Annotated in this window: 12 protein-coding genes; 9 read left to right on the forward strand and 3 right to left on the reverse strand. The window is 72.6% G+C overall.

All coding sequences use genetic code 11. The annotated features are described in order from the left end of the window. Window positions 1-146 precede the first annotated feature (146 nt). The 5 genes from ACWCP6_RS04395 to ACWCP6_RS04415 all read left to right on the forward strand — a co-directional run bounded on the left by ACWCP6_RS04395 (window position 147) and on the right by ACWCP6_RS04415 (window position 7,491). The gene (locus tag ACWCP6_RS04395; RefSeq protein WP_450930806.1) at window positions 147-1,664 is read left to right on the forward strand and encodes an aldehyde dehydrogenase family protein; all 1,518 of its coding nucleotides are present in this window, start codon (window positions 147-149) and stop codon (window positions 1,662-1,664) included. A gap of 158 nt (window positions 1,665-1,822) precedes the next feature. Then, window positions 1,823-3,349 (forward strand): GMC family oxidoreductase, encoded by a 1,527-nt coding sequence (locus tag ACWCP6_RS04400; RefSeq protein WP_450930807.1) that lies wholly within the window; start codon window positions 1,823-1,825, stop codon window positions 3,347-3,349. Next, window positions 3,349-4,551, forward strand: coding sequence for a quaternary amine ABC transporter ATP-binding protein (locus ACWCP6_RS04405; protein ID WP_450930808.1), 1,203 nt, complete (start codon window positions 3,349-3,351; stop codon window positions 4,549-4,551). The genes ACWCP6_RS04400 and ACWCP6_RS04405 overlap by 1 nt, the downstream gene beginning before the upstream one ends. Further along, window positions 4,551-6,521 carry an ABC transporter permease gene (locus tag ACWCP6_RS04410; RefSeq protein WP_450930809.1) on the forward strand — a complete coding sequence of 657 codons (1,971 nt, stop codon included), beginning with the start codon at window positions 4,551-4,553 and terminating at the stop codon, window positions 6,519-6,521. The genes ACWCP6_RS04405 and ACWCP6_RS04410 overlap by 1 nt, the downstream gene beginning before the upstream one ends. Window position 6,522: 1 nt before the next feature. Further along, window positions 6,523-7,491 carry an ABC transporter substrate-binding protein gene (locus ACWCP6_RS04415; protein ID WP_450930810.1) on the forward strand — a complete coding sequence of 323 codons (969 nt, stop codon included), beginning with the start codon at window positions 6,523-6,525 and terminating at the stop codon, window positions 7,489-7,491. Between the two features lie 116 nt (window positions 7,492-7,607). Here the strand turns inward: ACWCP6_RS04415 and ACWCP6_RS04420 are convergent, their stop codons facing one another. Continuing rightward, on the reverse strand, window positions 7,608-8,330 hold the full coding sequence (locus tag ACWCP6_RS04420; protein WP_450931100.1) for an isocitrate lyase/PEP mutase family protein: 723 nt from the start codon (window positions 8,328-8,330) through the stop codon (window positions 7,608-7,610). A gap of 31 nt (window positions 8,331-8,361) precedes the next feature. Continuing rightward, a complete protein-coding gene (locus tag ACWCP6_RS04425; RefSeq protein WP_450930811.1) occupies window positions 8,362-8,868 on the reverse strand; it encodes a carboxymuconolactone decarboxylase family protein in 507 nt (168 codons plus the stop codon). A 47-nt stretch (window positions 8,869-8,915) separates the two neighbouring features. Between ACWCP6_RS04425 and pdxR the strand changes: the two genes are divergently transcribed. The 3 genes from pdxR to ACWCP6_RS04440 all read left to right on the forward strand — a co-directional run bounded on the left by pdxR (window position 8,916) and on the right by ACWCP6_RS04440 (window position 12,305). After that, the gene (gene pdxR / locus ACWCP6_RS04430; protein ID WP_450930812.1) at window positions 8,916-10,319 is read left to right on the forward strand and encodes a MocR-like pyridoxine biosynthesis transcription factor PdxR; all 1,404 of its coding nucleotides are present in this window, start codon (window positions 8,916-8,918) and stop codon (window positions 10,317-10,319) included. A gap of 319 nt (window positions 10,320-10,638) precedes the next feature. After that, a complete protein-coding gene (locus ACWCP6_RS04435) occupies window positions 10,639-11,475 on the forward strand; it encodes an ABC transporter ATP-binding protein (protein ID WP_450931101.1) in 837 nt (278 codons plus the stop codon). Beyond that, window positions 11,472-12,305 (forward strand): ABC transporter permease, encoded by an 834-nt coding sequence (locus ACWCP6_RS04440; RefSeq protein ID WP_450930813.1) that lies wholly within the window; start codon window positions 11,472-11,474, stop codon window positions 12,303-12,305. The genes ACWCP6_RS04435 and ACWCP6_RS04440 overlap by 4 nt, the downstream gene beginning before the upstream one ends. A gap of 73 nt (window positions 12,306-12,378) precedes the next feature. Here ACWCP6_RS04440 and ACWCP6_RS04445 read toward each other — a convergent pair whose 3' ends face one another. Then, the gene (locus ACWCP6_RS04445; protein ID WP_450931102.1) at window positions 12,379-13,227 is read right to left on the reverse strand and encodes a hypothetical protein; all 849 of its coding nucleotides are present in this window, start codon (window positions 13,225-13,227) and stop codon (window positions 12,379-12,381) included. A 132-nt stretch (window positions 13,228-13,359) separates the two neighbouring features. Here ACWCP6_RS04445 and ACWCP6_RS04450 point away from each other — a divergent pair, with 132 nt between their 5' ends. Then, window positions 13,360-13,746, forward strand: a complete 387-nt coding sequence (locus ACWCP6_RS04450) for a hypothetical protein (protein ID WP_450930814.1) — start codon at window positions 13,360-13,362, stop codon at window positions 13,744-13,746. Window position 13,747 lies beyond the last annotated feature (1 nt).

Genomic DNA, 13,747 nt, shown 5'->3' on the forward strand with positions numbered 1-13,747 from the left:
CTTTCGCTTACGGATTGCGCATGCTTTCCGCGTCTCGGGGGCAGGCGCCGACGGTCGCCGCTGGGGCGCGCGCCCCGGGCGCGTCTGCCCGCGGAAGCCTACGAGCGGCGACTGCTCAGCGGAAACGGAAAGAGGACAGGCGCGACATGGCGGAACCTGAGGCGCAGAAGACGATTCACGTGGGTGGTGAGTGGCGCCACGCCACGTCCGGGGCGACGCGCGAGATCATCGACCCCGCGGACGCCAAGCCCTTCGCGGTGGTCGCCGAGGGGGACGAGAAGGACACCGACGCGGCCGTCGAGGCCGCCCGGCACGCCTTCGGCGCGGGTGAGGGGCAGTGGCCCCGTACGCCGGTCGCGGAGCGGGCCGCACTGCTGCGCCGGGTCGCGGACCTGCTGGTGCGGGACCGCGAGGAGCTCGGCCTCCTGGAGAGCAGGGACGCGGGCAAGACCGTGGAAGAGGGCCGGGTCGACATCGACTGCGTCGCCGACGCCTTCCGGTACTTCGCCGACCTGGTCGTGGGCGAGGGCGGCGGCCGCGTCGTCGACGCGGGCTCCGCCGACATCCACAGCGTCGTCGTGCACGAACCCGTCGGCGTCTGCGCGATGATCACGCCCTGGAACTACCCGCTGCTCCAGGCCAGCTGGAAGATCGCGCCCGCCCTCGCGGCCGGCAACACCTTCGTCATCAAGCCGAGCGAGATCACCCCGCTGACCACGGTCGCGCTGATCCGTCTGCTCGCTGAGGCCGGACTGCCCGACGGCGTCGCCAACATCGTGACGGGCCCCGGCCACACGGTCGGCGCCCGCCTCTCCGAGCACCCGGACGTCGACCTCATCTCCTTCACGGGCGGCCTGGTCAGCGGCACGAAGGTGGCGCAGGCGGCGGCCGTCACCGTCAAGAAGGTCGCGCTGGAACTCGGCGGAAAGAACCCGAACGTCGTGTTCGCGGACGCCGTCGAGACCGAGGAGGGCTTCGACACCGCCGTCGACCAGGCGCTCAACGCGGCCTTCATCCACAGCGGCCAGGTCTGCTCGGCCGGCTCCCGCCTCATCATCGAGGAGTCCGTCCGGGAGCGCTTCGTCGCCGAACTCGCCCGCCGGGCGGGGAGGATCAGGCTGGGGCGCGGCACCGAGGAGGGCGTCGAGTGCGGACCGCTCGTATCGGAGCAGCAGCGGGAGAAGACCGAGGCGTACGTCGCGTCCGCGCTCACCGAGGGCGCGGTGCTGCGCAGCGGCGGCAAGCGTCCTGAGCCGTCCGAAGCCCGGCCGGCCTCCGGCTACTTCTACGAGCCGACGGTGCTCGACCAGTGCCACCGCGGGATGCGCGTGATCCGGGAGGAGGTCTTCGGACCGGTCCTCACGGTCGAGACCTTCCGCACCGAGGACGAGGCCGTCGCCCTCGCCAACGACACCGAATACGGGCTCGCGGGCGCCGTGTGGACCGCCGACGCGGGCCGCGCCCGCCGCGTCGCCGGGCGGCTTCGTCACGGCACCGTCTGGATCAACGACTTCCACCCCTATCTGCCGCAGGCGGAGTGGGGCGGATTCGGCAAGAGCGGAGTGGGCCGCGAACTCGGCCCGGCCGGCCTCGCCGAGTACCGGGAGAGCAAGCACGTCTACCAGAACCTGGCACCCGCACCGGTGCGCTGGTTCTCGGACTGAGCCGGCAGCCGCAGCCCCCGGGGACCGTGTCCACCCTGACCCGGTCCCCGGGGGACGTACCCCGCGCGGCGCACCCCGGGGACGCACACCCCACGGTCCCCGGAACGTACGCCCCGCGACGTACCCCCCATTGCACAACCCCTTTTGGAGCACGTCTGATGTCCCAGCCCGAGCAGACCTACGACTACGTGGTCATCGGCGGTGGAACCGCCGGATCCGTCATCGCATCCCGCCTCACCGAGAACCCCGACGTCACGGTTGCCGTCATCGAGGGCGGCCCGACCGACGTGGACCGTGAGGACGTCCTCACCCTGCGCCGCTGGATGGGGCTGCTCGGCGGAGAGCTCGACTACGACTACCCGACCACCCCGCAGCCGCGCGGCAACTCGCACATCCGGCACAGCCGCGCCCGGGTGCTCGGCGGGTGCTCCTCGCACAACACGCTGATCGCGTTCAAGCCGCTGCCGTCCGACTGGGACGAGTGGGAGGCCGCCGGCGCCAAGGGCTGGGGCGCCGTGCAGATGGAGGCCTACTTCGCGCGGCTCCGGAACAACGTCGTCGCCGTCGACGAGAAGGACCGCAACGCGATCGCCCGTGACTTCGTCGACGCCGCGCAGAACGCCATCGGCGTGCCCCGCGTCGAAGGCTTCAACAAGAAGCCGTTCCACGAGGGCGTCGGCTTCTTCGACCTGGCGTACCACCCGGAGAACAACAAGCGGTCCAGCGCGTCCGTCGCGTATCTGCACCCGTTCCTCGACCGTCCCAACCTCCACATCATGCTGGAGACCTGGGCGTACCGGCTTGAGCTGGACGGCACGCACGTGGACGGCGTGCACGTGCGCACCAAGGACGGCGAGGAGATCCTCGTCCGCGCGGAGCGCGAGGTGCTGCTGTGCGCGGGCGCCGTGGACTCGCCGCGGCTGCTGATGCACTCCGGCATCGGCCCCAGGGCCGACCTGGAGAAGCTCGGCATACCCGTCGTGCACGACCTGCCGGGCGTCGGGGAGAACCTGCTCGACCACCCCGAGTCGGTGATCGTGTGGGAGACCGACGGGCCCATCCCGGAGAACTCGGCGATGGACAGCGACGCGGGCCTCTTCGTGCGCCGTGACCCCGAACACCAGGGCCCCGACCTGATGTTCCACTTCTACCAGGTCCCGTTCACCGACAACCCGGAGCGGCTCGGCTACGAACGCCCCGCCCACGGTGTGTCGATGACCCCGAACATCCCCAAGCCGAAGAGCCGCGGCCGTCTGTACCTGACCAGCGCCGACCCGTCGGTGAAGCCCGCGCTCGACTTCCGCTACTTCACGGACGAGGACGACTACGACGGTCGCACCCTGGTCGACGGCATCCGTATCGCCCGTGAGATCGCGAAGGCCGAGCCGCTGGCGAGCTGGCTCAAGCGCGAGGTCGCCCCCGGCCCCGAGGTCACGGGGGACGAGGAGCTGAGTGAGTACGCGCGCAAGGTCGCGCACACCGTCTACCACCCGGCGGGCACCTGCAGGATGGGCGCGCCGACCGACGAATTCGCCGTCGTGGACCCGGAGCTGAAGATCCGCGGCCTGGACGGCATCCGTATCGCTGACGCGTCCGTGTTCCCGACGATGACCGCCGTCAACCCGATGATCGGGGTGCTCATGGTCGGGGAAAAGTGTGCCGAGCTGCTGGGAGGTGAGGCGTGATGAATACCAGCACGCAGCCCGTTTTCTCCGTCCAGAATCTGTGGAAGGTCTTCGGACCGAAGGCCGACCGGATCCCCGGCGACCCCGACCTCGCGGGGCTCGCCCCGGCCGATCTGCGCTCCCGCACCGGCTGCACCGCCGCCGTACGTGACGTCAGCTTCGACGTCCACAAGGGCGAGGTCTTCGTCGTCATGGGCCTGTCCGGCTCCGGCAAGTCCACGCTCGTGCGCTGTCTGACCCGGCTCATCGAGCCGACGTCGGGCGCGCTCTCCATGGAGGGCGAGGACGTCCTCGCCATGGACAAGAACCGGCTGCGGGACCTGCGCAGACATCGAGCCTCCATGGTCTTCCAGCACTTCGGGCTGCTGCCGCACCGGACGGTCATCGACAACGTCGCCTACGGGCTCGAGATCCAGGGCATGGGCAAGACCGAGCGGCGGGCCAAGGCCGCCGAGGTCGTCGCCAAGGTCGGCCTGGAGGGCCTGGAGCAGCGCAGGCCCGGACAGCTCTCCGGCGGTCAGCAGCAGCGCGTGGGCCTCGCCCGGGCGCTCGCGGTGGACCCGGAGGTCCTCCTGTTCGACGAGCCGTTCAGCGCGCTCGACCCGCTGATCCGCCGCGACATGCAGGAGGAGGTCGTCCGCCTGCACCACGAAGAGGGCCGCACCATGGTCTTCATCACCCACGACCTGAGCGAGGCCCTGCGCCTCGGCGACCGCATCGCGCTGATGCGCGACGGCCACATCGTGCAGCTCGGCACGCCCGAGGAGATCGTCGGCTCGCCCGCCGACGACTACGTCCGGGAGTTCGTCCGGGACGTGCCCCGCGAGCAGGTCATGACCGTACGGACGGCCATGCGCCCCGCGGACTCCGACGAGGTGGGCCGCGGCCCGGCCGTCGCTCCCGGCGCCACGGTCTCCGAGGCCATCGAGGCGGTCGCCCGCACAGGGTTCCCCGCCCGCGTCATGGACGACGGGCGCTGCCTCGGCGTGGTCGACCACGAGCAGCTGCTCGGCGTGGTGGCGGGCACGGCGGACTCGAACGGGGACGCCGCGGCCGGTGACCCACAGGCGATCCCGGGCGCGCGCCCGGGCCGCCCCGGCCCGAAGGCCGTACCGGTGGACAAGACCGGTGACGAGCCCGCCGCCACGGCGGCCGGGACGGTGCCCGGTGCCGCGGACCCGCGCGGTGAGGAGGTGGTCTGATGGCTGCCGCCACGACCGCCCCCGACGGTACGGCCGGCGCGCCCGCCGGGCTCTCGGGGCTGCTGAGACACCGCACCCTCGGCAAGCTGCTGATGCTCGCCGTCGCCGCCGCCGTCCTGGTACCGCTCGCCAACGCGCACTGGGCGAGCGGCACCTGGCCGCACGCGCTGACCGTCGACGTCTCCGGGCCGCTCGGCAAGACCAGCGACTGGATCATCGACAACCGGGACAGCCACCCGATCTTCCTGTACTTCTTCGGCTACATCTCCAACGCCGTCGTCCTGTCCGTGCGCGGCGTCTACCTCGTGCTGCTCGCGATCGGCTGGGCCGGCGTCACCGCGCTGGCGGCCCTGGTCGCCTGGCGGGTCGCGGGCGTCAGGCTCGCGGCGGGCACCGCCGTCGCGATCCTCGCCTGCGGACTGCTGGGCATGTGGGTGCCCACCATGCAGACGCTGGCGCTCATGGTGGTCGCGGTCGTCGCGTCCGTGGTGCTCGGTGCACTGCTCGGCCTCGCGGCGGGCCTGTCGGACCGTACGGACCGCGCACTGCGGCCCGTACTCGACACCATGCAGGTGCTGCCGGCGTTCGCGTACCTGCTGCCGGTCGTCCTGGTCTTCGGCATCGGCGTCCCGGCGGCCGTCCTCGCGACGGTCGTGTACGCCGCCCCGCCGATGGCCCGGCTCACCTCGCTCGGTCTGCGCGGCGCCGACCACGGCGTCATGGAGGCCGTCGCCTCGCTCGGCGCCACCGGGCGTCAGCGCCTGCTGACCGCGCGGCTGCCGCTGGCCCGCAAGGAGATCCTGCTCGGCCTCAACCAGACGATCATGATGGCCCTGTCCATGGCCGTCATCGCGTCGGTGATCGGCGCCGGCGGTCTCGGCGACCGCGTCTACCAGGCGCTCGCCTCCGTCGACGTCGGCGCCGCGCTCGCCGCGGGCATCCCGATCGTGCTGCTCGCGGTCGTCCTGGACCGGGTCACGGGAGCGGCGGGGGAGCGCCTCGGGAGCGACGAGGGCGACACCGGGAACCGCCGTGTGCTGTGGGCCGTCACCGCGGTGGCCGTCGTCGCCGTGGCCGTCGTGGGCCGCATCGCCGGCCGGCTCGACTGGCCCGGCTCCTGGACGGTGCACATCGCCGAGCCCGTCAACACCGCCGTCGACTGGATGACCAACCACCTCTACAGCGGCGTCCCGTACATCGGCGGCACCGCCGACTGGGCGGGCCACTTCACGACCTGGGTGCTCGACCCGCTGCGCTCCGGCCTGCTGTGGCTGCCCTGGTGGTCGGTCCTGCTGATCGTCGCCGCGCTCGCCTGGGTGATCGGCACCTGGCGGACCGCGCTCACCGCGGTCCTCGCCATGGCCGCGATCGGTGTGCTCGGCGTCTGGAAGCCGTCCCTCGACACCCTGTCGCAGGTGCTGGCGGCGGTCGCGGTCACGCTCGTGCTGGGCTTCGGCATCGGCATCGCGGCGGCGCGCAGCGAGCGCGTCGAGCGGATGCTGCGCCCGGTCCTGGACGTCTTCCAGACTATGCCGCAGTTCGTGTACCTGATTCCGGTCGTCGCCCTCTTCGCCGTGGGCCGTGCCCCCGCCGTGGCGGCGGCGGTCGTCTACGCCCTCCCCGCCGTCGTCCGGATCACCACGCAGGGCCTGCGTCAGGTCGATCCCGCCGCGCTGGAGTCCGCGCGCTCGCTGGGCGCGACGCCCGGGCAGCAACTGCGCCAGGTCCAGCTCCCGCTGGCCCGCCGGTCGCTCCTGCTCGCCGTCAACCAGGGCGTCGTCCTGGTCCTCGCCGTCGTCATCATCGGCGGTCTGGTCGGCGGTGGCGCACTCGGCTACGACGTCGTCACCGGGCTCGCCCGGGGTGACCTCGCGACCGGTCTGGTCGCCGGTGCCGCGATCGTCTGCCTGGGCCTGATGCTCGACCGGGTGACCCAGCCGACCGAACGCCGCGCGAAGAAGGGAGCGTGACATGCGCGTACGCACGAAGCTGCTGACCGCGGGGCTGAGCGCGACGGCGCTCGCGCTGTCCCTCTCCGGTTGCGGTGCCGCCGACATGACCAAGCAGAGGTCGCCGTTCGCCAACGCGCAGGGCGCCAACACGGTGACCCTGTCCATCCAGTCCTGGGTCGGCGCGCAGTCCAACGTCGCCGTCGCGAAGTATCTGCTCGAACACAAGATGGGCTACCGCGTCGACACCGTCCAGGTCGACGAGATCCCCGCATGGGATGCGCTCAGCCAGGACCGGGTCGACGCGATCATGGAGGACTGGGGCCACCCCGACCAGGAGAAGCGGTACGTCAAGGACAAGAAGACGATCGTGCCCGGCGGCGACCTCGGGGTCACCGGCCACATCGGCTGGTTCGTCCCGACGTACTTCGCCAAGCAGCACCCGGACGTGACCGACTGGAAGAACCTCGACAAGTACGCCGGTCAGCTCCGCACCGCCGAGAGCGGCGGCAAGGGCCAGCTCATGGACGGCTCCCCGTCGTACGTCACCAACGACAAGGCGCTGGTCGGCAATCTCAAGCTGAACTTCCAGGTCGTCTTCGCCGGTTCGGAGGCCGCCCAGATCACGCAGATCAAGCAGTTCGCCAAGCAGCACAAGCCCTTCCTCAGCTACTGGTACGAGCCCCAGTGGCTGTTCAAGAAGGTGCCGATGACCGAGGTGAAGCTGCCGGAGTACAAGACGGGCTGCGACGCCGACCCCAAGAAGGTCGCCTGCGCCTACCCGCACACCCCCCTGCAGAAGTACCTCAACGCCGACTTCGCCAAGAACGGGGGCAGGGCCGCCCAGTTCCTGAAGAAGTTCAAGTGGACGACCGAGGACCAGAACCAGGTCTCCCTGATGATCGCCGACCAGAAGCTGACGCCCGAGGCGGCGGCCAAGAAGTGGGTCGAGACCCACGAGTCGACATGGCGGGCCTGGATGCCCAAGTAGCCGCCGGAGACCGGTCCCGGGCGTACCCCCGTATCGCCCGGGACCGGCCGGGGCGCCCGGGGTGACTCACGGACCGGGCCGGGCCCGCGGGCCCGGTGCCCCTCCGCACGGCACCCCTACGGCGCTCCGAGGGCCTTCGTGATCCCGCGCAGCGACTCGGTGGCCAGCCGCTGCAGGCCGGGCCCGAACGTGATGCGGCCGGCGCCGAGTTCGCCGAGCTCGCGCACGGAGGCGCCGTCGGGCTTCGCCGCCGCGTTGAGCGGACCCTCGATGCCCGCCCGCAGCAGCGGCAGGACGTCGTGGGGCGCGCCGATCGGATACACACAGTCGGCGCCCGCCTCGACGTACAACCGCGCCCGCTCGATCGCCCGGTCAGGGTCGGCGACGCCGCGGATGAAGGTGTCCACGCGCGCGTTGAGGAAGACCCGGTCACCGGCGGCCGCCCGGACCTCGGCCAGCCATGCGGCGTGCTCGTGCGGGTCCTTCAGGGCCTTGTCCGGCCCCGAGTCCTCCAGGTTGCAGCCGACCGCGCCGGTCTCCAGCAGCCGCTCGACCAGCTCCTTCGGGGGCAGCCCGTAGCCGCCCTCCAGATCCGCCGAGACGGGGACGCCGACGGACCGCACGATCCGGGCGACCGCCGCGAACATCTCGTCGGCCGGGGTCAGCCCGTCCTCGTAGCCCAGCGAGGCAGCGACGCCCGCGCTGGGCGTGGCGAGGGCCGGGAAGCCGGCTTCGGCGAACACCCGGGCGCTGGCCGCGTCCCACGGACCCGGAAGCACCAGGGGGTCACCCGGCGGGCGCCGCAGATGCAGCCGGCGGAACGTCTCCGCACGGGTCACCACCGGGTGCTCCCCCCGCGGATCCGGGCCGTCACCTGTGGTCTCCCGCCGTGTAGTGCCCCGGCACCATGCGCGTGGTGACCGCGAAGCGGTTCCAGGCGTTGATCACCGTGATCGCGGAGATCAGCTGGGCCAGCTCGGTCTCGTCGAAGTGCCCGGCCGCCTCCTCGTACACCTCGTCCGGCACGAAGCCGTCGGTGAGGACCGTGACCGCCTCGGTCAGCCGGATCGCCGCGAGCTCCTTCTCGGTGTAGAAGTGCCGCGACTCCTCCCACGCGCCGAGCTGGATGATCCGCTCCACGCTCTCGCCCGCGGCGAGCGCGTCCTTGGTGTGCATGTCCAGGCAGAAGGCGCAGTGGTTGAGCTGGGAGGCGCGGATCTTCACCAGCTCCAGGAGCACCGGGTCGACGCCCTGGCGGGCCGCCGCGTCCAGCCGGGCCATGGCCTTGTAGACGTCGGGAGCGAGCTTGGCCAGCTCCAGTCGCGGACTGTGCTCGGGGGCGTACGTGCTGTTCGCAAGAGTCTCGTTCGTCGTCATATGGGCGAGCCTACGAACGGGGCAGCCCAAGAGTATGGTCCATTTACGTGACGGAATCATGGGCCACTTCCGCGGCGCTCGGCGTCGATCTGCATCTGGAACCGTCCGGTTCCGGGGTGCGCAGGGGGCTGACGGACGCCCTGCGCGAGGCCGTGCGCAGCGGGCGCCTCGCCCCCGGCACCCGGCTGCCCTCCTCGCGCGTCTTCGCCGTCGACCTGGGCATCGCGCGCAACACCGTCGCCGACGCGTACGCCGATCTGGTGGCCGAGGGCTGGCTCACCGCGCGGCAGGGCTCCGGCACCCGGGTCGCCGAGCGGGACATCCCCGTGCCGTCGGCCCCCGCGCCCCGCCGTCGTACGCCCGGCCGGCCCGCCTACGACCTCACGCCCGGCACCCCCGACCTGGCGTCGTTCCCGCGTGCCGACTGGCTCAGGGCGGCCCGTCGGGCACTGACCGCCGCACCCAACGAGGCCCTCGGCTACGGCGATCCGCGTGGCCGTGTCGAGCTGCGCACCGCCCTGGCCGGATATCTGGCCAGGGCCAGGGGCGTGCGCGCCGACCCCGACCGGGTCGTCGTCTGCTCCGGCTTCACGCACGGGCTGATGCTGCTCGGCGCGGTGCTGCGCGAGCGCGGCGTGCGGGACGTGCACGTCGAGTCGTACGGCCTCGACGTGCACTGGGAGCTGCTGCACCGCTCCGGTCTGCGGACCGCGCCGCTCGCCTTCGACGAACTCGGCACGTCCACACGGGAACTGGGGGCGTCGCCGCGGTGCGGCGCCGTGCTGACGACCCCGGCGCACCAGTTCCCCATGGGTGTCCCGCTCCGGCCCGACCGGCGGGCCGCCGCCGTGGACTGGGCCCGGCGCACCGGGGCGCTCATCCTGGAGGACGACTACGACGGCGAGTTCCGCTACGACCGCCAGCCGGTCGGCGCCCTCCAGGGGCTCGACCCCGACCGGGTCGTCTACCTGGGCACGGCCAGCAAGTCCCTGGCGCCGGGCCTGCGCCTCGGCTGGATGGTCGTGCCGCCCGCTCTCGCCGCCGACGTGGTCGACGCGAACGCCGGCTACCGGTCCTGCGGAGTGCTCGACCAGCTGACACTCGCCGAGTTCATCGTCTCCGGCGCCTACGACCGGCACGTACGGGCCGTGCGGCTGCGCTACCGGCGCCGCCGCGACCAGCTCGTCGCGGCCCTGCGCGAGCGGGCCCCGGAGGTCCGTGCCCGGGGCATCGCCGCGGGCCTGCACGCCGTCCTCGAACTCCCCGAGGGCGCCGAGGACTCCGTGGTGCGCGCCGCCGCCTGGCAGGGCCTTGCGGTCCAGGGCCTGTCCCGCTTCCGCCACCCGGGGGCCGCCACGGCGCCGCTGGACGCGCTGGTCGTGGGATACGGCACCCCGGCGGACCACGCGTGGGCCGGGGCGCTGGACGCGCTGTGCAGGGCGCTGCCCTGAGCCGGCCGTGGCCGTGGGGCCCGTGCCCGCCCCGCCCCGGACGCGGCGGACCGGCCGGGGTCTCGCCCGAGGGAACCGCCCCGAGCCGCCCGTCGTAGGGTGAAGATCACCGGTCCGGCCGCTCGACGCCACGGGCCGGGAACAGGGGCTCCGTGGCCTCGCGCGCTGCGCGAACGGGCCGTGACCAACGGGGAGATGAATGCATTCGGTACGACAGACGGGCCGCCCGCCCGCCACGGAACCGTCCGTGGCGGAGCATGGTGCGCCCCGCAACGACAACGAGACCCGGGACACCGTCGTGCGGACCACCGGCCTGCGCATGCGCTACGGCGGACGTGACGTCCTGGACGGGGTGGACCTGGACATCCGCAGAGGCGAACTGTTCTGCCTGCTCGGCCCCAACGGGGCGGGCAAGAGCACCACCATCGAGATCCTCGAGGGGTACCGCCGCCGGTCCGCGGGCGACGTGACCGTGCTCGGCCGGGACCCGCAGTCCGACGACGCGGCCTGGCGGGCCAGGATCGGCATCGTCCTGCAGTCCAGCCGCGATCACGGCCGCTGGCAGGTCGGCGAACTCCTGGGGCACCTGGCCCGTTACTACCCCGACCCGTTCGCACCGGACGACCTGCTGCGGATCGTGGGCCTCGCGGACCGGGCCGAGGACCAGACGGCCAAGCTGTCGGGCGGCCAGCGCCGCCGGCTCGACGTCGCCCTGGGCATCGTCGGCCGGCCGGAGCTGCTCTTCCTCGACGAGCCGACCACGGGCTTCGACCCGGAGGCCCGCCGTGACTTCCACACGCTCCTGCGCGGCCTGCGGGACGAGCGCGGCATGACCGTCGTGCTCACCACCCACGACATGGCCGAGGCACAGCAACTGGCCGACCGGATCGGCATACTCCAGCGCGGCCGGCTCACCGCCTGCGGAACACTCCAGGAGCTCTCCGCGGCCATCGGCGCCGCCTCGGAGGTCCGCTGGACCGACGACACCGGCGCCGCGCGCCGGCTCGTGACCCCCGATCCCTCCCAGGCCGTCTGGGAGCTGCACCAGCAGCACGGCGGGCCCATACCCGGACTCGAGGTGCGCCGCCCGACCCTGGAGGACACCTACCTGGGCATGGTCGCCGCCGACATCAGCGCCGCAGAGGAGGCGTCGTGAACTCCTTCCGTCTCGGGGTCGCCCGCGGGCTGCTGGAACTGCGCCAGATGCTGCGCAGCCGCAAGGACCTCTTCTCGTACCTCACGACCCCGGTGCTCTTCCTGGTACTGGCGTCCTGGCGGTCCGGCGGAGGCAGCCCCGAAGCCACCCAGCTGATGCTCACGGGCGGTGTGGGCGCCACGGTCTTCATGTTCGGGCTGATGACCGTTCCGCAGTTCCTGTGCGGCGACCGCGAGGACGGGACGCTGCTGCGGCTGCGGGGCATCCCGGGGGCCATGGCGGCCTATCTCACGGCCAAGGCCCTGTTCGTCCTGGTCAACATCGTCGTCGCGGTGGCGCTGCTGCTCGTCGGCGGAGCGCTGCTCCTGGACACCCCCCTGCCCGGCAGCGCAGCCCGGTGGCTGACCCTCTGCTGGGTGATCGTCCTGGGGATCGTGGCGGTCGTCCCGATCGGTGCGGCCATCGGCTCGGTGCTGCCGCCCGCCCGGGAGGCCCTGGCCGTCTACATGATGCCCACGATGGGGCTGATGCTCGTCTCCGGCGCCTTCACGCCGCTGCGGAACCTGCCCGGCTGGCTCCAGGACCTGGCCTCCCTCTTCCCGCTGCGCTGGATCGCACAGCGGGTCCGCTCGGCCCTGCTGCCGGACGGTGCCCGGGTGCACGAAATGGCCGGTGGCTGGCAGCACATGACGACCCTCGTCGTGCTGGCGGCCTGGGCGGTCGCGGGCTTCCTGCTGGCGCCCGGCCTGCTGCGCCGCATGGCCCGGCGGGAGTCGGGCAGCCGGCTGTCCGAGCGGGAGCGCAAGCGGATGGCCAAGGCCGCCTACTGAACGCCCGGTGCGTCCCCGGCCGTTGCGGCCGGACCGGCGCCCGGACCCGGGACCCGGCGGTTCGGGGTCGCCGTCACGGTGTGACGGCGGCCTCGGCCGGGGCCTCCCCGAAGCGGGCCAGGGCCAGGGCTCCCGCCACGGCGACCGAGAAACCGAGGACCGCGAGCCAGGTCAGCCCCTCGCGGGTGCGGTCGCCGAGCCAGGCGACGCCGATGAGGGCGGGGCCGATCGTCTCGCCGATGACCAGGGCCGCAGTGGCCGAGGTGACCGAACCGCGCTCCAGCGCCGAGGTGAGGAGCAGGAACGCGGCGCCGCCGCCGATGAGCAGCGCGTACGTCGCCGGGTTGGTCAGCAGGCTCGCGGGCGACACGTCGTCGATCAGACGCACCGACACCTCCACGACCCCGAACCCCAGCCCGGCGCCGAGCCCGAGCGCCGGGGCCCGCCCCCGGTCGGGCAGTCGCCCGGCCGTGGCGCCGAGCGCGAGGATCACGAGGGCGGTGGCCAGCATGGCGTAGCGCAGGGCCGGCGTCCCGCCCAGCTCGCCCTCGCCGCCGGAGGCCAGCGCCAGCATCGCGAGCCCCGCGCAGACGACCCCCACGGCGCCCCATTCGACGCCGCTGAGCCGCACCTTCAGCAGCCGGGACGCCGCCACCGCCGTCACGGCGAGGCTCGCCGCGAGGGCCGCCCCCACGGCGTAGATCGGGATCGAGCGCAGGGCCACGATCTGGAGGACGAAGCCGAGGCCGTCGAGCGCGAGGCCGGCCAGATAACGCCATTGGCGCAGGGCGCGCAGCAGCAGCGCGGGGTCGACCCCCGAGCTCTCGGCGGAGTCCGCCGGACGGGTCGCCGCGCGCGTGGCCATCGCCTGCAGCACCGTCGCCGTTCCGTAGCAGACCGCCGAGGCCAGGGCACAGATCATTCCAAGCAGCACAAAGGGACTGTAGTTGAGGACCGGGAGGGAGAACCGGTTGTACGAAGCCCTTACCCACTCCTTACCCTGGGCGCCGGTCACCAGCAGGAGACCGGACGGCACACAACGGGGGAGCGGACGATGACGGACGTACGACGGCAGCTGAGGTCGGGCACCGTGGTGCTCGGCGGGATGGGGATACTCGCGGCGGCGCTGACCGCCTGCTCGTCCGAGCCCGACAAGCGCTGCGTGGACCGCGACAGTTACGACGTCGCCAAGGGCTACAAGGTCATCGCCGACCGCAACTGCAACGGCAGCGGTTCGTCGGTCAAGTCGAACGCGGACGACGCCTGGTACTACGGCGGCGACAAGAAGCAGGGCTGGGTCTACGGCGGTTCCTTCACCAGGCCCCGCAAGGGCTCCGGCGGATCCGGAGGTTCCGGCGGCGGCAGCGGCCATCACGGCGGCTACCACGGAGGCGTCGACCGCGGCGGCTTCGGCGGCGGACACGGAAGCTACGGCGGCTGAG

The sequence above is a fragment of the Streptomyces sp. NPDC002004 genome (assembly GCF_053593975.1).